The sequence below is a fragment of the Variovorax sp. SG517 genome (genome assembly GCF_013376045.1).
Lineage (GTDB): Bacteria > Pseudomonadota > Gammaproteobacteria > Burkholderiales > Burkholderiaceae_C > Variovorax.
The window spans coordinates 104,142-123,768 of sequence record NZ_JABMJG010000009.1 but is presented as its reverse complement, the minus strand read 5'-3'; the positions used below and the strand labels follow the sequence as shown (position 1 = coordinate 123,768).

At 68.6% G+C, this 19,627-nt stretch carries 16 protein-coding genes; 7 read left to right on the top strand and 9 right to left on the bottom strand.

Features of this window, described 5'->3' with window-relative positions:
- The first annotated feature begins 5 nt into the window (after positions 1 to 5).
- From FHT32_RS25575 to FHT32_RS25565, 3 genes are all read left to right on the top strand, one after another.
- A complete protein-coding gene (locus FHT32_RS25575; protein WP_176667395.1) occupies positions 6 to 1,367 on the top strand; it encodes an NAD(P)H-dependent oxidoreductase in 1,362 nt (453 codons plus the stop codon).
- A 168-nt stretch (positions 1,368 to 1,535) separates the two neighbouring features.
- A complete protein-coding gene (locus FHT32_RS25570) occupies positions 1,536 to 1,904 on the top strand; it encodes a YciI family protein (RefSeq protein ID WP_176667394.1) in 369 nt (122 codons plus the stop codon).
- Positions 1,901 to 3,133 (top strand): RNA polymerase sigma factor, encoded by a 1,233-nt coding sequence (locus FHT32_RS25565; protein WP_176667393.1) that lies wholly within the window; start codon positions 1,901 to 1,903, stop codon positions 3,131 to 3,133. The genes FHT32_RS25570 and FHT32_RS25565 overlap by 4 nt, the downstream gene beginning before the upstream one ends.
- A 65-nt stretch (positions 3,134 to 3,198) precedes the next feature.
- Here the strand turns inward: FHT32_RS25565 and FHT32_RS25560 are convergent, their stop codons facing one another.
- Positions 3,199 to 4,644, bottom strand: a complete 1,446-nt coding sequence (locus FHT32_RS25560) for a serine hydrolase (RefSeq protein WP_176667392.1) — start codon at positions 4,642 to 4,644, stop codon at positions 3,199 to 3,201.
- Positions 4,645 to 4,714: 70 nt separating this feature from the next.
- On the opposite strand from FHT32_RS25560, the gene FHT32_RS25555 reads away from it, so the two are divergent.
- The 3 genes from FHT32_RS25555 to FHT32_RS25545 all read left to right on the top strand — a co-directional run bounded on the left by FHT32_RS25555 (position 4,715) and on the right by FHT32_RS25545 (position 8,989).
- Positions 4,715 to 7,306 carry an FtsX-like permease family protein gene (locus FHT32_RS25555; RefSeq protein WP_176667391.1) on the top strand — a complete coding sequence of 864 codons (2,592 nt, stop codon included), beginning with the start codon at positions 4,715 to 4,717 and terminating at the stop codon, positions 7,304 to 7,306.
- Positions 7,307 to 7,352: 46 nt separating this feature from the next.
- Positions 7,353 to 8,429: a lipocalin-like domain-containing protein gene (locus FHT32_RS25550; protein WP_176667390.1), complete on the top strand. Its 1,077-nt coding sequence runs from the start codon at positions 7,353 to 7,355 to the stop codon at positions 8,427 to 8,429.
- Positions 8,430 to 8,524: 95 nt separating this feature from the next.
- Positions 8,525 to 8,989 (top strand): YXWGXW repeat-containing protein, encoded by a 465-nt coding sequence (locus FHT32_RS25545; RefSeq protein WP_176667389.1) that lies wholly within the window; start codon positions 8,525 to 8,527, stop codon positions 8,987 to 8,989.
- 75 nt (positions 8,990 to 9,064) lie between these two features.
- Here the strand turns inward: FHT32_RS25545 and FHT32_RS25540 are convergent, their stop codons facing one another.
- The 6 genes from FHT32_RS25540 to FHT32_RS25515 form a co-directional block, all read right to left on the bottom strand.
- Positions 9,065 to 10,051: a branched-chain amino acid ABC transporter permease gene (locus FHT32_RS25540; protein ID WP_176667388.1), complete on the bottom strand. Its 987-nt coding sequence runs from the start codon at positions 10,049 to 10,051 to the stop codon at positions 9,065 to 9,067.
- 10 nt (positions 10,052 to 10,061) lie between these two features.
- Complete coding sequence (locus tag FHT32_RS25535; RefSeq protein ID WP_176667387.1) at positions 10,062 to 10,937, bottom strand: branched-chain amino acid ABC transporter permease; 876 nt, start codon at positions 10,935 to 10,937, stop codon at positions 10,062 to 10,064.
- Between the two features lie 135 nt (positions 10,938 to 11,072).
- Positions 11,073 to 12,269, bottom strand: coding sequence for an ABC transporter substrate-binding protein (locus FHT32_RS25530; protein WP_176667386.1), 1,197 nt, complete (start codon positions 12,267 to 12,269; stop codon positions 11,073 to 11,075).
- A 54-nt stretch (positions 12,270 to 12,323) separates the two neighbouring features.
- Positions 12,324 to 13,520 (bottom strand): ABC transporter substrate-binding protein, encoded by a 1,197-nt coding sequence (locus tag FHT32_RS25525; RefSeq protein WP_176667385.1) that lies wholly within the window; start codon positions 13,518 to 13,520, stop codon positions 12,324 to 12,326.
- 63 nt (positions 13,521 to 13,583) lie between these two features.
- Positions 13,584 to 14,291 (bottom strand): ABC transporter ATP-binding protein, encoded by a 708-nt coding sequence (locus tag FHT32_RS25520; RefSeq protein ID WP_019653369.1) that lies wholly within the window; start codon positions 14,289 to 14,291, stop codon positions 13,584 to 13,586.
- A 1-nt stretch (position 14,292) separates the two neighbouring features.
- Positions 14,293 to 15,063, bottom strand: a complete 771-nt coding sequence (locus FHT32_RS25515; protein ID WP_176667384.1) for an ABC transporter ATP-binding protein — start codon at positions 15,061 to 15,063, stop codon at positions 14,293 to 14,295.
- A gap of 290 nt (positions 15,064 to 15,353) precedes the next feature.
- Here FHT32_RS25515 and FHT32_RS25510 point away from each other — a divergent pair, with 290 nt between their 5' ends.
- Positions 15,354 to 16,553, top strand: coding sequence for an AGE family epimerase/isomerase (locus FHT32_RS25510; RefSeq protein WP_176667383.1), 1,200 nt, complete (start codon positions 15,354 to 15,356; stop codon positions 16,551 to 16,553).
- A gap of 118 nt (positions 16,554 to 16,671) precedes the next feature.
- Here FHT32_RS25510 and FHT32_RS25505 read toward each other — a convergent pair whose 3' ends face one another.
- Together FHT32_RS25505 and FHT32_RS25500 are read right to left on the bottom strand one after the other, a co-directional pair.
- Positions 16,672 to 18,234 (bottom strand): DHA2 family efflux MFS transporter permease subunit, encoded by a 1,563-nt coding sequence (locus FHT32_RS25505; protein WP_176667382.1) that lies wholly within the window; start codon positions 18,232 to 18,234, stop codon positions 16,672 to 16,674.
- A gap of 53 nt (positions 18,235 to 18,287) precedes the next feature.
- Positions 18,288 to 19,613 (bottom strand): efflux RND transporter periplasmic adaptor subunit, encoded by a 1,326-nt coding sequence (locus FHT32_RS25500; protein WP_176667381.1) that lies wholly within the window; start codon positions 19,611 to 19,613, stop codon positions 18,288 to 18,290.
- Between the last annotated feature and the right edge of the window lie 14 nt (positions 19,614 to 19,627).

Sequence of the window (19,627 nt, the reverse complement as noted above, 5' to 3'; positions counted from 1 at the left end):
ACGACATGAGCCTCCACGCCCGCCTGCAGCAGCGCGCCGCCGAAGGCCGCCCCATCCGCATCGGCCTGATCGGCGCCGGCAAGTTCGGCTCGATGTACCTCGCGCAGATTCCCCGCACGCCCGGCGTGCAATTGGTGGCGATCGCCGACTTGTCGCCGGACGCGGCCCGCGTCAACCTCGAGCGCGTGGGCTGGGAGCCCGGCCGCGCCGCCGCCGCCTCGGTGCAGGAGGCGCTGAAGCAGGGCACCACCTGGATCACCGACGAGTGGCAGGCCGTGACGCGCGAGCCCTCCATCGACATCGTGGTCGAGTGCACCGGCAACCCCATCGCGGCGGTGGACCACTGTCTCGACGCCTTCGCGCACGGCAAGCACTTGGTGAACGTGACCGTGGAGGCAGACGCCTTCTGCGGCCCGCTGCTCGCGCGCAAGGCCCTGCAGGCCGGCGTGGTCTATTCGCTGGCCTTCGGCGACCAGCCCGCGCTGATCTGCGACCTGGTCGACTGGGCGCGCACCTGCGGCTTCCCGGTGGTGGCGGCCGGGCGCGGCCACAAGTGGCTGCCGCACTTCACCGAATCCACGCCGGAGACGGTGTGGGGCAACTACGGCCTCACGCCCGAGCAGGCCAGGCGCGGCGGGCTCAACCCGAAGATGTTCAACAGCTTCCTCGACGGCTCCAAGCCTTCGATCGAAAGCTCGGCGGTGGCCAACGCCACCGGGCTCACGGTGCCCTCGGACGGCCTGCTCTACCCGCCCGCGAGCGTGGAGGACATTCCCTTCGTCACGCGGCCGAAGAGCGAAGGCGGCGTGCTGGAGCGCAAGGGCATGGTCGAGGTGATTTCCTCGCTCGAACCCGACGGTCGGAAGATCCCGTACGACATCCGCATGGGCGTGTGGGTCACGGTCGAGGCCGAGACCGACTACATCAAGAACTGCTTCGAGGAGTACAACGCCCACACCGACCCGAGCGGGCGCTACTTCACGCTCTATAAGCGCTGGCACCTGATCGGGCTCGAAGTCGGCATGTCGGTGGCCAGCGTGGCGCTGCGCGGCGAGCCCACCGGCGTGGCCACCTGCTGGAACGCCGACGTGGTCGCCACAGCCAAGCGCGACCTGGCCGCCGGCGAGATGCTCGACGGCGAAGGCGGCTACACCGTCTGGGGCAAGCTGCTGCCGGCCGAGCGCTCGCTGCGCCTGGGCGGCCTGCCACTGGGGCTGGCGCACAACGTCAGGCTGGTGCGCCCGGTGAAGAAGGGCCAGAGCCTGAGCTGGGCCGACGTGACCATCGACACCACCACTGCCGCCTACAGGCTGCGCAACGAGATGGAAACCCTGTTCGCCCCCTCGGCACGGGCAGAGGCCGCCTGAAGGCTGGCCGAGAACTTTCCGCTTCGGTGCAGGCACCGTTGCAGCGGGAGGCTTTCGCGTAAAAAATGTTCTGCTCGGCACGAAGCCCGTGTCGAAATGCTCGCCGGCTGGCCGTCATTGTGGTGAGCGATCCTGCTCAGCAAGCTTTTCCTTTGACGGAGAGACACCATGCAGTACATGTTGATGTTCTATCAGCCCGCGTCCGAATTCGAGCAACGCGAAGACGCATCCGCGCAGGCCTACCGGGCCAGCTGGGTCGCGTATGCCGACGCGGTGCGCCAGTCGGGCATCTCGCTCGGCGGCCACGGCCTCTTTCCGCCCATGACCGGCACCACGCTGCGCGTGCGCGGCGACCGGCGCCAGGTGCAGGACGGCCCTTTCGCCGACACCAAGGAGCAGCTCGGCGGCTACTTCGTGATCGACGTGCCCGACCTCGACGCCGCACTCGAATGGGCCGCGCGTGCGCCCTGCGCGACCAGTGGCGGGGTGGAGGTGCGGCCCGTCTTCGTGGCCACGGCACTGGCTGCTGCTGCATGAGCGATCCGGCGGTTCACAGGGCCGCCGAACGGGCGGCGCGCGAATCGTATGGCCGGCTGCTGGCCATTCTCTCGGCGCGCACCCATGACATCGCCGCATCGGAAGACGCCCTCGCAGACGCCTTCTCACGGGCGCTCGAGCGCTGGCCCTCCGACGGCATTCCCGACCAGCCCGATGCCTGGCTGCTGAGCGTGGCGCGGCACCGCAAGCTCGACGCCTGGCGCCACACCCGCGTGCAGGACCAGGCCACCCAGACCTTGCTGCTGCTCGCCGGCGAAGTCGACGACGCCGCCGATGGCAGCAGCGCCATTCCCGACGAGCGGCTGCGCCTGCTGTTCGTGTGCGCGCATCCGGCCATCGACGCGGCGGCGCGCGCGCCGCTCATGCTGCAGACCGTGCTCGGCCTCGACGCGGCGCGCATGGCCGGCGCCTTCCTCACCGCGCCTTCCACCCTCGGCCAGCGGCTGGTGCGCGCCAAGGCCCGCATCCGCGCGGCCGGCATTCCCTTCGAATACCCGCAGGCGCGCGACCTGCCGCAGCGGCTGCAGGATGTGCTCGACGGCATCTATGCCGCCTACGGCACCGGCTGGGACGACATCGACGGTGCCGACGCCCTGCCGCGCGGCCTCACCACCGAAGCCATCGACCTGTGCCGCATCCTCTGCAGCCTGATGCCCGCCGAGCCCGAGCCGCTGGGCCTGCTGGCGCTGATGCTCTTCTGCGAGGCCCGCATGCCCGCGCGCCGCAGCGACACCGGCGCCTACGTGCCGCTCGATCAGCAGGACCCGTTGCGCTGGAACCCCGACCTGCTCGCCGAGGCCGAGCTCTGCCTGCGCCGCGCGTCCGAAATGAAGTCGCTCGGCGCCTACCAGCTAGAAGCTGCGATCCAGTCGGCCCACTGCGAACGCCGCGTCGGCGCGCCGGTGCCGCCCGAAGCGCTGGTGTCACTCTACGAAGGACTGCTGGCACTGCGCAGCAGCATCGGCGCACAGGTCAGTCTCGCCTGCGCGCTCGCGAACGCGCGCGGTCCCGAGGTCGGCCTACGTGCGCTCGAAGCAATTCCCGCGCAGGACGTGGCGAACTATCAGCCGTACTGGGCGGCGCGCGCCCACCTGCTCGCAACCGGTGGCGCACGCTCCGCGGCGCGCCAGGCATTCGATCGCGCCATCGGGCTGAGCTCCAACGCGGCCGTGCGTGCGTACCTGCACGCGATGTCGGACCGGCTCTGAGGCTGCGCGACTTCAGCGGATTGCTTCGCGTCGAACGTGCGCGGGGGACGACGCCCTGAGTTCAGCTACTCCTGCTGTACGGCGGCCGCGTCGCTCACCCGGCGCGCATCGAGCTGGCTGCCCCCCTGCGCCAGCGACACCCCGATCACCGCGTTCGCCGCATCGCGCCTGAACATGACCTGCGCGCCGATGGCGGTCACGGCAAAGCGATCGGTGCCCGTGGGCGTGAGCGCGTTGTAGCCGCGCCCTGTCTCGCGCACCAGCAGCCGGCCGCTGCGCACGGTGAAGTTCAGCGACTGGGTGCGCGTCACGCGGTATTCGCCCCTGTATTCGTCGAGCCGCTTCGGATCGATGGGCACTTCCGCGGTCGGCACCGGATAGCGGCTCTTGCCGATGGCCAGCATCACCGTCTGCATCGGCGCGTGCGCATTGCTGCTGAGCACGACCAGCGCCTCGCCGGTGTCGGGCGCGAGCAGCCATAGCGTGCGGTAGCCCTGGGTGACGCCTGCGTGGTAGTAGGTGCGACGGCCGCCTTCGGGCCCGCGCACCATCACCGCATAGCCGATCTCTGCGCCCTCGTAGCGCGCCAGCGGCGTGAGCACGCGCGCGGCGGCCGGGCCCAGCGGCCCGCTGGCGCCCGCGAGGATGGCGCGGCTGAAGGTCATCATGTCGGCCGCCGTGGAACGCAGCGCGCTGGCCGGCGCGTAGGCCTGCATGTCGAACAGCGGCTGGCGGCGGTCGCCCGCGAAGGCCGGGGCCATGCGCGAGGCCTTGTCGCCCAGCGTGATGACGGTGTCATTCATGCCCAGCGGCTCGGTGATGCGCGCGCGCACCAGCTCGCCCCACGAGGTGTCGTAGTGCTCGGCGAGCAGCTGCCCGAGCAGCGCCATGCCGAAGTTGCTGTACGCGCCTTCGCAGGGCGGCGCCGCGGCCGTGAGCCTGATGCGCGCGAGCGCGGCCCAGAACATGGGCTTGTCGAAGGAGTGGAACTGCTCGACGAGCGGCGCGCCGCCGGTCACGCCATCGGCCATCACCGGCATGCAGCCGGTGTGCGTGACGAGCTGGCGCAGCGTGACCGAGGCCACCGCGGGCGAAAGGCCGTCGACCTTGCCGGCGAGCAGCTTGCCCACCGTGTCGTCCAGCTTCAGGTCGCCGCGCTGCACCGCCTGCGCGAGCAGCAGGCCGGTGAACACCTTGGTGACGGAGCCGATCTCGAACATCGGCTGCTCCGCGCTCCCCGATGCGATGGCGCGCGGGGCCGAAGGCGGCTCGGGGTTGTAGGCCGCGCCGTAGGCGGCCTGCCCGTTGCGCAGCGTGCCCACCACCAGCGTGCCGCGTTCCGCGCCGAGCGCGGCCCTGGCCAGGACGCCCGGGTCGCTCGCCAGCGTCAGGGGCTGTTGCTGCTGTTGCGGCGGCTGCAGCTGCGCGACGGCATTGCCGGCCAGCAAGGGGACGAGAAGCCAGCCCGCGAGCCAGGAGCGGTACGGCAAGGCATGGGGCATGAGCCGCATCGTCGGATTCCTCAGCGTTCGAAGAGCGCCATCGTGCCATGCCCCCGCGCGCCGCGACGACAATGGCCCGATGCGCGCATTGCTCGGCACCTTCTCCTGGCAGGAACTCCGCCACCATCCCTGGCGCAACGCGGCGGCCGTGCTGGCCGTGATGCTCGGCGTTGCGCTGGCCTTCTCCGTGCAGCTGATCAACGCCTCGGCGCTCGACGAATTCTCCAGCGCGGTGCGCTCGGTCAACGGCGAGCCCGATCTGGAAGTGCGCGCCGTGCAGGGCGGCTTCGACGAAGCGGTGTTCGCGCGGCTGGCCCGGCATCCGCAGGTGGCGCTCGCGAGCCCGGTGTTCGAGTTCCAGGGACTGGCGCTGGCCGGCGAGCGGCAGGTGCCGATCCGCGTGATCGGCATCGACGCACTGGTGCTGCCGACCATCGCCCCCGCGCTGATGCCGCAGGTGGCCGCGGGCGCCGACCGCTTCGCGCTCTTCGCGCCCGGCCGCGTGTTCCTCAACCTCGCGGCACGCGACGCGCTGGGACTGCCTGCGCAGGCACCCGGCGAAGGCGCCACGGAGACAGTGCAACTGCGCAGCGGCGACGCCTGGCACTCGCTCACGGTGGATGGCCACGTGGCTGCGGGCGGCAAGGCCCTGGCGGTGATGGACATCGCGGCGGCGCAGGAACTCTTCGGCCGCATCGGCCAGTTGAGCCGCATCGACCTGCGGCTCGCGCCCGGCACCGACCGGGCCGCCTTCATGGCCTCGCTGCAGAAGTCGCCCGACTGGCCCACGGGCGTGCAGTTCGCCGAGCCCGGCGATGCGGCGCAGCGCGTGAGCAACCTCTCGCGCGCCTACCGCGTGAACCTCACGGTGCTGGCGCTGGTAGCCCTGTTCACCGGCGCATTCCTGGTGTTCTCGGTGCTGGCCCTCAGCGTGGCCAAGCGGGCGCAGCAGTTCGCGCTGCTCGGCGTGCTCGGCCTCACGCCGCGCGAACGGCTGCGGCTGGTGCTGGCCGAGTCGCTGGTGCTGGGCCTGATCGGCAGCGTGGCCGGCCTCGCGCTGGGCACGGCGCTGGCGGCCTTCGCACTGCGCGTGCTGGGCGGTGACCTGGGCGGCGGGTATTTCGAGGGCGTGGCGCCCACGCTGCACTGGAGCGCCGGCGCTGCCCTGCTCTATGGCGGGCTCGGCGTGGTGGCCGCGCTGGTCGGCGGCTGGTGGCCCGCCCGCGCGGCGCAGGCGCTGCCCGAGGCGCAGACGCTCAAGGGCCTTGGCGCGGCGCCCACGCAGGGCAATGGCCACTGGCTCGCGCTGGGACTGATCGCCCTGGGCGCGGTGCTGGCCAGGCTGCCCGCCATCGGCGGCATTCCGGTGGCGGCCTATCTCTCGGTGGCTTGCCTGCTGGTGGGCGGCATCACCGCCCTGCCCTGGCTGATCGCGCTGGTGTACGACCGCGTCGCGCCGCTGTTCGCGCGGCGCGTGCTGCCGATGCTGGCGGTGGAGCGCGCGCGGCGCATGCGCGGCACGGCGGCCGTGGCCGTCAGCGGCGTGGTCGCGAGCCTGAGCCTTGCCGTCGCGCTCACGGTGATGGTCGCGAGCTTTCGCGATTCGGTGACGCAATGGCTCGACGTGGTGCTGCCTGCCGACCTGTACGTGCGCGCCACCTCGGGCGGCCGCGGCGGCAACAGCGGCGGCGCCAGCAGCACCGACACCGCGACCTTCTCCCCTGCCTTCGTGCAGTCGCTGGCGCAGTTGCCCGGCGTGGCGCGCACCGGCACGCTGCGCACGCAGTCGCTGCAGCTGGATGCGACGCGGCCCGCAGTGACGCTGATCGCGCGCAGCCTCGAAGGCGGCGCCGCGCAGTCGCTGCCGCTCGTGGGCAGCGCGCTTGCCGTGCCGGATGGACAAATCGGCATCTACGTGAGCGAGCCGATGGTGGAGCTCTACGGCGCGAAGCCGGGCACGACGTTCGCGCCGCTGTCGGGCGCGATGGGCAACGCCCGGGCGTCGTTCTTCGTGGCCGGCGTGTGGCGCGACTACGCGCGGCAGTTCGGCGCCATCACCATGGACGCACGCGACTACGAGCGCATCACCGGCGAGCGCAACGTGAGCGACGTCGCGCTGTGGCTCGCGCCCGGCGCATCGGAGGGTGCCGTCCAGGCCTCTGTGCACGAACTCGCCGCGCGCCAGGACGACGGCTCGGCCGGATCGGTGGAGATCGCCTCGGTGGGCCAGATCCGCACGACCTCGCTACGCATCTTCGACCGCAGCTTCGCCGTCACCTACTGGCTGCAGGCGGTGGCCATCGCCATCGGCCTGTTCGGCATCGCGGCCAGCTTCAGCGCGCAGGTGCTCGCGCGGCGCAAGGAGTTCGGGCTGCTCGCGCACCTGGGCTTCACGCGGCGGCAGGTGCTGGCGGTGGTGGCGGGCGAAGGCGCGGCATGGACCGCGATCGGCGCCGTGGCGGGGCTGGGCCTCGGCCTGGCCGTGTCGGTGGTGCTCGTGAAGGTGGTGAATCCGCAGAGCTTCCACTGGAGCATGGACTTGCTGGTGCCATGGGCGCGCCTGCTGGTGCTGTGCGGCGCGGTGGTGGCGGCAGGGACCATCACTGCCTGGCTGGCCGGCCGCGCCGCAGCAGGCAAGGATGTGGTGCTGGCTGTGAAGGAAGACTGGTAGGCCGATGACCGTATTCGTGCAAGGCCCGACTCTTGAACTGGAACCCATGCAGCAAGCACCTTTCTCCTTCTCCCTTTCGCGCCGAAGCCTGCTGCTCGCCGCGCTCGCGTCGGGCCCGCTGGCCGCGTGGGCATTGCCCGAACGCCGCCTGGAGTTCCCGCGCGATTTCGGCAGCCATCCCGACCTGCGCACCGAGTGGTGGTACATCACCGGCCATGCGAAGACGTCGGCCGGGCGCGAATTCGGCTACCAGCTCACCTTCTTCCGTTCGCGCGTCGAGGCCACGCAGGGCATGCGATCGGCCTTCGCGGCGAAGCATCTGGTGTTTGCACACGCGGCCGTCACCGACCTCCAAGGCCGCGTGCTGCTGCACGACCAGCGCATCGCGCGCGCGGGCTTCGGCGTGGCGGAGGCCTCGGTGGCCGACACCGACGTGCGCATCCGCGACTGGTCTCTGGCGCGCCAGAACGGCATCTATGTCGCACGCATTCCGGCGGGCGAGTTCGCACTCGATCTGCGCTTCACGCCCACGCAGCCGGTGCTGCTGCAGGGCAATGCCGGGCTCTCGCGCAAGGGGCCGGAAGAATCGCAGGCCAGCTACTACTACAGCGAGCCGCAGCTCAAGGCGCAGGGCAGGCTCACGCTCAAGGGACAGGCCCTGGACATCGCCGGCACCGCCTGGCTCGACCACGAATGGAGCGAGGCGCTGATGCACCCCGAGGCCGTGGGCTGGGACTGGATCGGCATGAACCTCGACGACGGCAGCGCCCTCACCGCCTTTCACCTTCGGCGCAGCGACGGCAGCGCGCTGTGGGCCGGCGGCTCGTTCCGGCCGCGCGATGACGCGGCGCGCATCTTCAGGAACGAGGAAGTGCGCTTCGGAGCCCTCGAGACCTGGAACAGCCCGCGCACGCAGGCGAAGTACCCGACCCGCTGGCGCGTACAGACGCCCGCCGGCAGCTTCGAGGTGCGCGCCCTGCTCGACGACCAGGAACTGGACAGCCGCGGCTCCACCGGCGGCGTGTACTGGGAGGGCGTGAGCGACCTGATCGATGCGCAGGGGCGTCGCGTCGGGCGCGGCTATCTCGAGATGACCGGCTACGCGGCGCCGCTGAAGCTGTAACTGTTGTCACCTCGGTCCGGGGCTGACAACCGAACACCGCCTACATGCGTTGGGAAAATTTCCCATAAATAATCAACCGACTCAGAGGAGCCCCCATGAAAACCCGAATCGCAATGCTGGCCGCGGCCGGCGCGCTCTCCATTCTCACGATCCCCCTTGCCGCCACCGCGCAGGTCTCCGTCAACATCAACGTGCCCGGGCTGGTGATGACGGCCCCACCCCCGCCGCGCTACGAGCCCCTGCCCCCGCCCCGCGGCGGCTTCGTCTGGGTGCCGGGCCGCTGGGTCTGGGACGGCCGGGCCTATGCATGGCATGCGGGCGGCTGGCAGCCGGCGCGCGCGGGCTACGTGTATGCACCGGGCCGCTGGATCGAGGACCGCGGCGGCTGGCGCTGGAACGACGGCGACTGGCGCCGCGAAGCCCGCCGTGAGGCACGCCGCGAGCGCGAGTGGGAAGAAGACCGCCGCCACGACCGCTACGAGCGCGATCACCGGCACGGCCACGATCGCGACCGCGGCGATTTCTGCCCGCCCGGCCAGGCCAAGAAGGGCAACTGCTGAGGCGCAGGCCTGCAGAGCCTCAAATGAAAAGGGAGCCGACGGGCTCCCTTTTTCTTTCTGCTTGTCCGCGCCTGCCTACTTCGCCCGTCGCCGGTCGATGAACGCGATGATCTCGCCCATGATCCCCTTGCGGAAGGCCAGCACGCAGATCACGAAGATCAGGCCCGTGACCATGGTCACCGACTCGCCCAGCGTGTTGAACCACTCCACCGTGGTGATGCGTGCGAGGAAGTTGCCGAGTTCGCCGATCTTGTTCTCCAGCAGCACCACCACCGCCGAGCCCACCAGCGGACCCGAGAGCGTGCCGAGGCCGCCCACCAGCGTCATCAGGATGACCTGGCCGGATGCCGTCCAGTGCACGTCCGACAGCGTGGCGAAACCGAGCACCAGCGTCTTGAGCGAGCCGGCCAGGCCCGACAGCGCCGCCGAGATCACGAAGGCCAGCAGCTTGAAGCGGCTCACGTCGTAGCCCAGCGACAGCGCGCGCGGCTCGTTCTCCTTGATGCCCTTGAGCACCTGGCCGAACGGCGAATGGATGGTGCGCACGATCAGCAGGAAGGCCGCGACGACGACGACCAGCGCGACGTAGTACATCGTGAGGTCGTTCGACAGGTCGATCACGCCGAAGAGCTTGCCGCGCGGCACGCCCTGCAGGCCGTCCTCGCCGCCGGTGAACTTGGCCTGCAGCGCGACGAAGAACATCATCTGCGCGAGCGCCAGCGTGATCATCGCGAAGTAGATGCCCTGGCGGCGGATGGCCAGCACGCCGAAGACCCAGCCGAGCAAGGCGCCGGTGAGCGTGCCCGCGATCAGGCCCAGCTCGGGCGTGAGGCCCCAGACCTTGATCGCGTGGCCCGCCACGTAGGCAGAACCGCCAAGGAAGGCCGCATGCCCGAAGGAAAGCAGCCCGGTAAAGCCCAGCAGCAGGTTGAACGCAGCCGCGAAGAGAGCGAAGCACATCAGCTTCATCACGAACACCGGATAGGCGCCGAAGAACGGGGCCAAGACGAGTGCGAGCAGCAGCAGCGCGTAGACGACGGTGGAGATTTTTTTCGTGTTCATGCCGCTCGCCTTATTTCTCTTTGCCGAACAGGCCGGCCGGACGGATGAGCAGCACGATGACCATGATCACGAACACGACAGTGGAGGATGCCTCCGGATAGAAAACCTTGGTGAGCCCTTCGATCACCCCGAGTCCGAGGCCCGTGAGGATGGCCCCCATGATCGAGCCCATGCCGCCGATCACGACCACGGCGAACACCACGATGATGAGGTTCTGCCCCATCAGCGGCGACACCTGGATGACCGGCGCGGCCAGCACGCCTGCGAAGGCGGCGAGCGCGCAACCGAAGGCGTAGGTCAGCGTGATCATCAGCGGCACGTTGACGCCGAAAGCTTCCACGAGCCGCGGATTCTCGGTGCCGGCGCGCAGGTAGGCGCCCAGGCGCGTCTTCTCGATCACGTACCAGGTGGCGAAGCACACCACCAGCGACGCCACCACCACCCAGGCGCGGTAGTTGGGCAGCACCATGAAGCCCAGGTCGGTGGCGCTCGACAGCGCGTCGGGTGCGTCGTAGGGCAGGCCCGAAACGCCGTAGACCGAGCGGAACACGCCCTCGATCAGCAGCGTGAGGCCCAGCGTGAGCAGCAGGCCGTAGAGGTGGTCGAGCTTGTAGATCCAGCGCAGCAGCAGCCGCTCGATGAGCACGCCGAAGATGCCGATGACGATGGGCGCCGCGATCAGCATCACCCAGTAGTTGACGCCGAGATACTCCATGGCCATCCACGTCAGGACGGCGCCGAGCATGAACAGCGCGCCGTGCGCGAAGTTGATGACGTTGAGCAGGCCGAAGATCACCGCCAGCCCGAGGCTCAGGATGGCGTAGAAGGAGCCGTTGACCAGCCCCAGGAGGAGCTGGCTCAACAGGGCGGGAAGGGAAATGTTCATAGAAAGTTCAGGACACCACTGGCCGTTTCTTCTTTTTCGCGGGGGCCGCCGCGCACGGCCGCCCGAAGCGGCCGGCCCGCCCCCCTTGCAAAGGGGGGTTGGCGAAGCGACACGCAGTGCGCGCAGCCTGGGGGGTTACTTCCATAACGCGCACTTGCTTTCGGCTTTGGTCGTGAAGACCTCTTCGCCCTTCAGCTTCTGGACCACCTTGTAGTAGTCCCAAGGCTGCTTCGACTCGGCCGGCGACTTCACCTGCACCAGGTACATGTCGTGCACGAAGCGGCCGTCGGCGCGGATGCTGCCCTTGGCATAGAAGTCGTCGATCGGGGTGGACTTGAGCGTCTCCATCACCTTGTCGGCATCGACCGTCTTGGCGGCCTGCACGGCCTTCAGGTAGGTCATGGTGGCCGAGTAGTCGGCGGCCTGGATGTCGGTGGGCATGCGCTTGGTCTTCTCGAAGAAGCGCTTGCCGAAGGCGCGCGTCTTGTCGTCGAGGTTCCAGTCCCAGCTGGTGGTCAGCAGCAGGCCCTCGGTGTTCTTCAGGCCCAGGCTGTGCACGTCGGTCACGAAGACCAGCAGGCCGACCATCTTCATGGTCTTGGAGATGCCGAATTCCTTCGCCGCCTTGATCGCGTTCTGCGTGTCGCCGCCCGCGTTCGCGAGCGCCAGCACCTGCGCCTTGGAGTTCTGCGCCTGCAGCAGGAACGAGGAGAAGTCGGAGGTGTTCAGCGGATGCTTCACGCTGCCGAGCACCGTGCCGCCCTTCTCCTTCACGACCTTGGTCGCGTCGGCTTCGAGGGCCTGGCCGAAGGCGTAGTCGGCCGTCAGGAAATACCAGCTCTTGTCGCCGCGCGCGATGACGGCGCTGCCCGTGCCCTTGGCCAGCGCGACGGTGTCGTAGGCGTAGTGCACGGTGTAGGGGCTGCACTGCTCGTTGGTGAGCGCCGAGCTGCCCGCGCCATTCACGATGAACACGCGCTTCTTCTCCTGCGCCACCTTGGCCATGGCCAGGCCGGTGCCCGAGCTGGTGCCGCCGAACAGCATCGTCAGGCCCTGCGTGTCGATCCACTCGCGCGCCTTGGAGGCGGCGATGTCGGCCTTGTTCTGGTGGTCGGCCTGCAGCAGCTCGATGGGCATGCCGTTGACCTTGCCGCCGAAGTCGTCGATGGCCATCTGGATCGCCAGCGCCCCGTTCTTGCCCTCCACGTCCGCGTAGAGGCTGGACATGTCGGTGATGAAGCCGATCTTGACCTTGTCCTGGGCCTGCGCCGCGCCGGCGGCCATCAGGCAGGTAGCAGCGAGGCAGGCAGAAGCAATGAGCGTGCGGTTCATGGAGTGATCCTCTTGGTTGGCTTCGGTGAAAAAGTCTGGCGCGGCTTCAGCCAGTTACTTCCAGAGCGCGCACTTGGTTTCGGCCTTCGTGGTGAAGACCTGGTCGCCCGGCAGCGTCTTGAGCACCTTCAGGTAGTCCCAGGGCTTCTTCGATTCGGCGGGCGACTTCACCTCGACCAGGTACATGTCGTGGATGAAGCTGCCGTCGGCGCGGATCTGGCCCTTGCCGTAGAAGTCGTCGATCTTCATGCTCTTGAGCTGCGCCATCACCTTGTCGGAGTCGGTGGTCTTGGCGGCGGCCACGGCCTTCAGGTAGGTCATGGTGGCCGAGTAGTCGGCGGCCTGCACGTCGGTGGGCATGCGCTTGGTCTTCTCGAAGAAGCGGTTGGCGAACTTGCGCGTCTCGTCGTTCAGGTCCCAGTACCAGCTGGTGGTGTGCAGCAGGCCTTCGGTGTTCTTCAGACCCAGGCTGTGGATGTCGCTCAGAAAGACCAGCAGGCCCGCCGTCTTCATCGTCTTGTTGATGCCGAATTCCTTGGCGGCCTTGATCGAGTTGATGGTGTCGCCGCCCGCGTTGGCCAGGCCCAGGATCTGCGCCTTGGAGTTCTGCGCCTGCAGCAGGAACGAGGAGAAGTCCGACGCGTTCAGCGGATGGCGCACTGCGCCCACCACCGTGCCGCCCTTTTCCTTCACCACCTTGGTGGTGTCGGCTTCGAGCGCGTGGCCGAAGGCGTAGTCGGCCGTCAGGAAGAACCAGCTCTTGCCGCCGCGGTCGACCACCGCCGCGCCGGTGCCCTTGGCCAGCGCCACGGTGTCGTAGGCGTAGTGGATGGTGTAGGGGCTGCACTGCTCGTTGGTGAGCACCGAGCTGCCGGCGCCGTTGTTGAAGTACACGCGCTTCTTCTCTTCGGCCACCTTTGCCGTGGCCAGCGCGGTGCCGGAGTTGGTGCCGCCGAAGATCATGGTCACACCGGCCGTGTCGACCCATTCGCGGGCCTTGGAGGCGGCGATGTCGGCCTTGTTCTGGTGGTCGGCCACCAGCAGCTCGATGGGCTGGCCCAGCGCCTTGCCGCCGAAGTCGTCGATGGCCATCTGGATGGCGGTGGCGCCGCCCTTGCCTTCGAGGTCGGCGTACAGGCTCGACAGGTCGGTGACGAAGCCGATCTTCACCTTCTCCTGCGCCTGCACGGCGCCCGCGCTCATGGCGAGGATGCCGATTGCGGTTGCGATGAGGCCGAGTTTCTTGTTCATGCTGTTGTCTCCTAGAGAAATCTTTGTGGGATGGAAGGACAGGTCTTGTGGACTTGATGCGTTTCAGACGCCCAGCAGCTCGGTGAGCACCGGCATCTTGGCTTCGAGTTCAGCCGCGCCGAACTTCTCGACGATGCGGCCGTGCTCCATCACGTAGAAGCGGTCGGCCAGCGGCGCGGCGAAACGGAAGTTCTGCTCCACCATCACGATGGTGTAGCCCTTGGCGCGCAGCGTGGTGATCATGCGGGCCAGCGCCTGCACGATGACCGGCGCGAGGCCTTCGGAAATCTCGTCGAGCAGCAGCAGCCTGGCGCCGGTGCGCAGGATGCGCGCCACGGCCAGCATCTGCTGCTCGCCGCCCGACAGGCGCGTGCCCTGGCTGTGGCGGCGCTCGGCGAGGTTGGGGAACATGGCGTAGATCTCTTCGACCGACATGCCCTTGCCCGCGCCCTTCAGTTCGGGCGGCAGCATCAGGTTCTCCTCGCACGAGAGGCTCGCGAAGATGCCGCGCTCCTCCGGGCAGTAGCCCACGCCGAGGTGCGCGATGCGATGCGTGGGCAGGCCGATGGTCTCGCGGCCGTTGATCTCGATGCTGCCCTTGCGCGCGCCCGTCAGGCCCATGATGGCGCGCAGCGTGGTGGTGCGGCCCGCGCCGTTGCGGCCCAGCAGCGTGACGACCTCGCCCGGCTGCACGACCATGTCGACGCCGTGCAGCACATGCGATTCGCCGTACCAGGCTTGCAGGCCTTTTATCTCCAATGCTGCCGTCATGTCAGTGGGCTCCTTGCAGCTGGCCTTCTGTCGTGCCCATGTAGGCCTCCATCACCTGCGGGTTCTTCGAGACCACGGCGTACGGCCCCTCGGCCAGTACCGCGCCGCGCTGCAGCACGGTGATGGTGTCGGCGATGGTCGAGACCACGCTCATGTTGTGCTCCACCATGAGGATGGTGCGGCCGGCCGACACGCGCTTGATGAGCTCGGCCACGCGGTGTACGTCTTCATGGCCCATGCCCTGCGTGGGCTCGTCGAGCAGCATGAGCTCAGGCTCCATCGCCAGCGTGGTGGCGATCTCCAGGGCGCGCTTGCGGCCATAGGGCAGGTTCACCGTCTGTTCGTCGGCGAGTTCCTCGAGGCCGACTTCGGCCAGCAGCTCGCGGGCCCTGGCATCCAGCGGCTTGAGCGACTTCTCGCTCTTCCAGAAGTGATACGAGGTGCCCAGGCGGCGCTGCAGGCCGAGGCGCACGTTCTCCAGCAGCGTGAGGTGCGGGAACACGGCCGATATCTGGAACGAGCGGATGATGCCGCGGCGCGCGATCTGCGCGGGGCGCTCGCGCGTGATGTCCTGGCCGTTGAAGAGGATCGTGCCGGTGGTGGGCTCGAGGAACTTGGTCAGCAGGTTGAAGCAGGTCGTCTTGCCCGCGCCGTTCGGGCCGATGAGCGCGTGGATGGAGCCGCGCACCACCGACAGGTCGACCTTGCTGACCGCTGTGAACCCCTTGAATTCCTTGGTGAGCTCGCGTGTTTCGAGGATGACGTCGCTCATCTCGCGAGGTCGCCCGTGTGCGTGGAAAGAATGTGCGTCATGCGGTCCATCTCAATGCGCCACCATCGAGCGCGGACCGATTGTTCGTGCGCGTCTCCCACTTGCATACTGGGGCAAATGCCTATGCTGCACTGCAACCATTCCGAGGCTTCGCCGGCTCCTTCCGCACGACTGTCATCTCGACGACAAAGGCGGCACGCGAACCGGCGAAGATGCCGCGCATCGAGCCCTCGCAGCACCCGCTTCGATTGGGCATGATCGCGCCCATCGCACCAACGACATCGCCGCACATGCCCGACTTCCGCTCTCCTGACTTCCTGGCCGACCACATCCAGCACACGCTGGCCTTCTACGAGGGCCGCAACCTCGACCCCAGCGGCGGCTTCTTCCACTTCTTCAAGGACGACGGCACGGTATACGACCGCCGCACCCGCCACCTGGTGAGCAGTACGCGCTTCGTGTTCAACCATGCGATGGCGTACCGGCGCTTCGGCAAGCCTGCCGACCTCGCGGCCGCGCGGCATGGCCTGGCCTTCATCGAACGTGCCCACAGGCAGCAGGATGGCGGCTATGCATGGCAGATCGACTGGCACGAACAGCGCGCCACGGTGCAGGACGGCACCAACCGCTGCTATGGGCTGGATTTCGTGCTGCTCGCGCACGCGCACGCGCTCATGGCCGGCATCGAGGAAGCGCATGCCGGGCTGGAGAACGCCTGGCGGCTGATGGAGGCGCATTTCTGGGAGCCGCGGCACCAGCTCTATGCCGACGAAGCCACCACGGACTGGCGCGTGGGCAGCTATCGCGGGCAGAACGCCAACATGCACGCCTGCGAGGCGCTGATGGCGGCCTTCGAGGCGACGCGGGAATCACGCTACATCGATCGCGCGCTGGCGGTGGCCGAGTCGGTGACCGGCCGGCTGGCCGCGCAGGCCGACGGCCTCGTCTGGGAGCACTACCGCGAGGACTGGTCGGTCGACTGGGACTACAACCGCGGCAACAAGACCGACATCTTCAAGCCCTGGGGCTTCCAGACCGGCCACCTGACGGAGTGGGCCAAGCTGCTGCTGCAGCTCGAAGGCCATCTCGCCACCCAGGACCACAAGGCCGAATGGGCGCTTCCGCGCGCACGCCACTTCTTCGATACCGCCATGCAACGCGGCTGGGACGCCGACCACGGCGGGCTGGTCTACGGCTTCGGCCCCGACGGCAAGGTGTGCGACGGCGGCAAGTACTTCTGGGTGCAGGCCGAGAGCTTCGCCGCCGCCGCCCTGCTCGCGCTGCGGACCGGGGAAGCCGGCTACTGGGACTGGTACGACAGCATCTGGGCCTACAGCTGGGAGCATTTCGTCGACCACAGGCACGGCGCCTGGTATCGCATCCTCACGCCGGCGAACGGGAAGATCAGCGACGAGAAGAGCCCGGCCGGCAAGACCGACTACCACACGATGGGCGCCTGCTACGACGTGCTGCGCGCACTGGGCGCCTGAAAACGTTCTGTCTTTTCGAGAACACCGCGGAACCGGCTCCGCCGGGCCGCAGGTGTTGCCCCCGGCGAGGGGGTTGGCGAAGCGACACGAAGTGCGCGAAGCCTGGGGGAGAACCCAATCAGTGCGCGCCCGCGGCGGCGTCTCCACCGGCTCCGCCCTTCTGGGGCTTTGCCAGCCACACCAGCGGGATCAGCAGCAGGAACAGGACCGCCGACGCATAGAAGATGTCGTTGGTCGCCAGCATGTACGACTGCTGGTCGACGAGGCGGTTGATCTGCCCCATCACCTGGTCGGTGCTGAAGCCATTGGCGTTGAGCCCGGCCATCGCGCTGGCGGCTGCGTTGTTGCCCTGGTTGACCGTCTCGGCCAGTTGGGCGTGGTGCAGCGTCGCGCGGTTGTCCCACAGCGTGGTGGTGATCGAGGTGCCCATCGCGCCCGCGGTGATCCGCAGGAAGTTCGACAGCCCCGACGCGGCCGGGATGCGGTCGGGCGTGAGGCCCGACAGCGTGATCGTCACCAGCGGGATGAAGAAGAACGCCATCGCGATGCCCTGGATGATCGTCGGGATGATGATCGTCACGAAGTCGGCCTGCGTGTTGAAGTTCGAGCGCATCCACAGCACCAGCGCGAACACCAGGAACGAGAAGGTCGCGTAGCGGCGCGGGTCGATCTTGGCCACGGTGAGGCCCACCACCGGCGAGAAGAAGATGGCCAGGAGCCCCACGGGCGCCATGATCATCCCCGCCTGCGTGGCGGTGTAGCCCATCCACTGCTGCAGCCACAGCGGCAGCAGCACCACGTTGCCGAAGAAGAGGCCGTAGGCCACTGCCGTCGCCACCGCGCCCGACCAGAAGTTGCGGCGCTTGAAGAGCGACAGGTCGACCACCGGGTGCTTGTCGGTCAGCTCCCAGACCAGGAAGAAGGCGAAGCCGACCACGGACACCACCGCCAGCGTGACGATCTGCGCGGAGTGGAACCAGTCGAGCTCCTTGCCCTTGTCGAGCATGAGCTGCAGCGAGCCCACCCACAGCACCAGCAGCGCGAGGCCGACGGCGTCGATGGGCACCTTGTGCGTGGCGCTCTCGCGCTTGTGGTACAGCGCCCAGGTGATGGCCGCCGCGACGATGCCCACCGGGATGTTGATGTAGAAGATCCACGGCCACGAGATGTTGTCGGTGATCCAGCCGCCCAGCAGCGGCCCCATCACCGGCGCGACCAGCGTGGTCATCGACCACATGGCCATCGCCAGGCCCGCCTTGGCGCGCGGATAGCTCGACAGCAGCAGCGCCTGCGACAGCGGGATCATCGGCCCCGCGACGAAGCCCTGAAGCGCGCGGAAGGCGATCAGCGTCGTCATGTTCGGCGCCAGGCCGCACAGCAGCGAGCTGATCATGAACAGGATCACGCTGGCCATGAACAGGCGCACCTGTCCGAAGCGCTGCGTCATGAAGCCGGTGAGCGGCACCGCGATGGCGTTGGCCACCGCGAAGCTGGTGATGACCCAGGTGCCCTGCGTGGTGCTCACGCCCAGGTCGCCCGAGATGGCAGGCAGCGACACGTTCGCGATCGACGAGTCGAGCACGTTCATGAAGGTTGCCGCAGAAAGCGCGACCGTGCCCCAGACGCGGGCTGCGCCCTCGAGCGGCGGATGCGCAACGTATGCAGGAGCAGCGGTGGCCATGGGGCGGGCTGTTTACCTGGACGGAAGAAAAGTCCGGACGAACGCTCGCGCGATCAGCCCGGCTGGCCCTGCACGGCCACGGAGGTATTCGCAGCAGGCGACGCCTTGGCCGGAGCCGAGGCCGCGGCCGGCGCACCGCCCTTGCCGCCGATGTTGGCGGCAACGATGCGCTCCACCTCGGCGTCGGCACCGCGGTCGAGCTGGCTGTAGACCGCCGTCTGCGCCAGCGCGGTGGCGCGCGGCGCGTCGGCGAGCATCTTGCCGGTCTTCTGCGAGATGTCGACCTCGGCGTCCATCGACAGGCCGATGCGCAGCGGGTTGGCCTTGAGCTGCTCGGGGTCCAGCGCGATGCGCACCGGCACGCGCTGCACCACCTTGATCCAGTTACCGGTGGCGTTCTGCGCCGGCAGCAACGCGAACGCGCTGCCGGTGCCCACGCCCAGGCCCGCGACCTTGCCGGTGTACTCGACCTTCTTGCCGTACACGTCGGCGGTGAGCTTCACGGGCTGGTCGATGCGGATGTTGCGCAGCTGCACTTCCTTGAAGTTGGCGTCGACCCACAGCTGGTTGAGCGGCACGATCGACATCATCGGCGTGCCGGCGGCCACGCGCTGGCCGAGCTGCACGGTGCGCTTGGCAACGTAGCCGTCGACCGGCGCGGGCATGGCCACGCGCTGCGTGGCGAGGTAGGCCTCGCGCACCTTGGCGGCGGCGGCCAGCACGCTCGGGTGCTGGGCCACGCTGGTGCCTTCGGTCAGCGACTGGTTGCTGGCAAGCGCCTCCTTGGCGGCCACCACGCCGGCCTGCGCCGCGGCGAGCTGGCTCTTGGCCGTTTCGAGCTGCGTCTCGGCGTGATTGAGTTCTTCCTTCGACACGGCGCCATTGCCCGACAGCGCGCGGCGGCGCTGCAGGTCGTCCTGCGCCTTGGCGATGTCGCTCTGCGCCTTCACGATGTCGGCCTGGCGCAGCGTGACCTGCGCGGCCAGCGAGCCGTTGTTGGCATACAGCGTGCGCACCTGGCGCACCGCCTGCGCGAGCGCGGCCTCGGCCTGCTCGAGCGACACCTTGGCGTCGGCCGGGTCGAGCTGCACCAGCGGCTGGCCGGCCTTCACGAAGTCGGTGTCGTCGGCATTGATGGCCATCACGGTGCCGCCGATCTGCGGCGTGATTTGGATGACGTTGCCCTGCACGTAGGCGTTGTCGGTGTCCTCGTAGTGGCTGGCGACCAGCCATTCGTACAGGCCCCAGCCGCCGCCGGCGACGATCACCACCGCGGCGAGCGCGGTGAGTGCGCGGCGGCGCTTGCCGTTGCCGGCGGTCGCCTCGGGGGCTGCTGGAGCTGCGGCTGCAGCGGGCGTCGGAGTGTTGTTGTCGCTCATGATGAAGTTCTTTC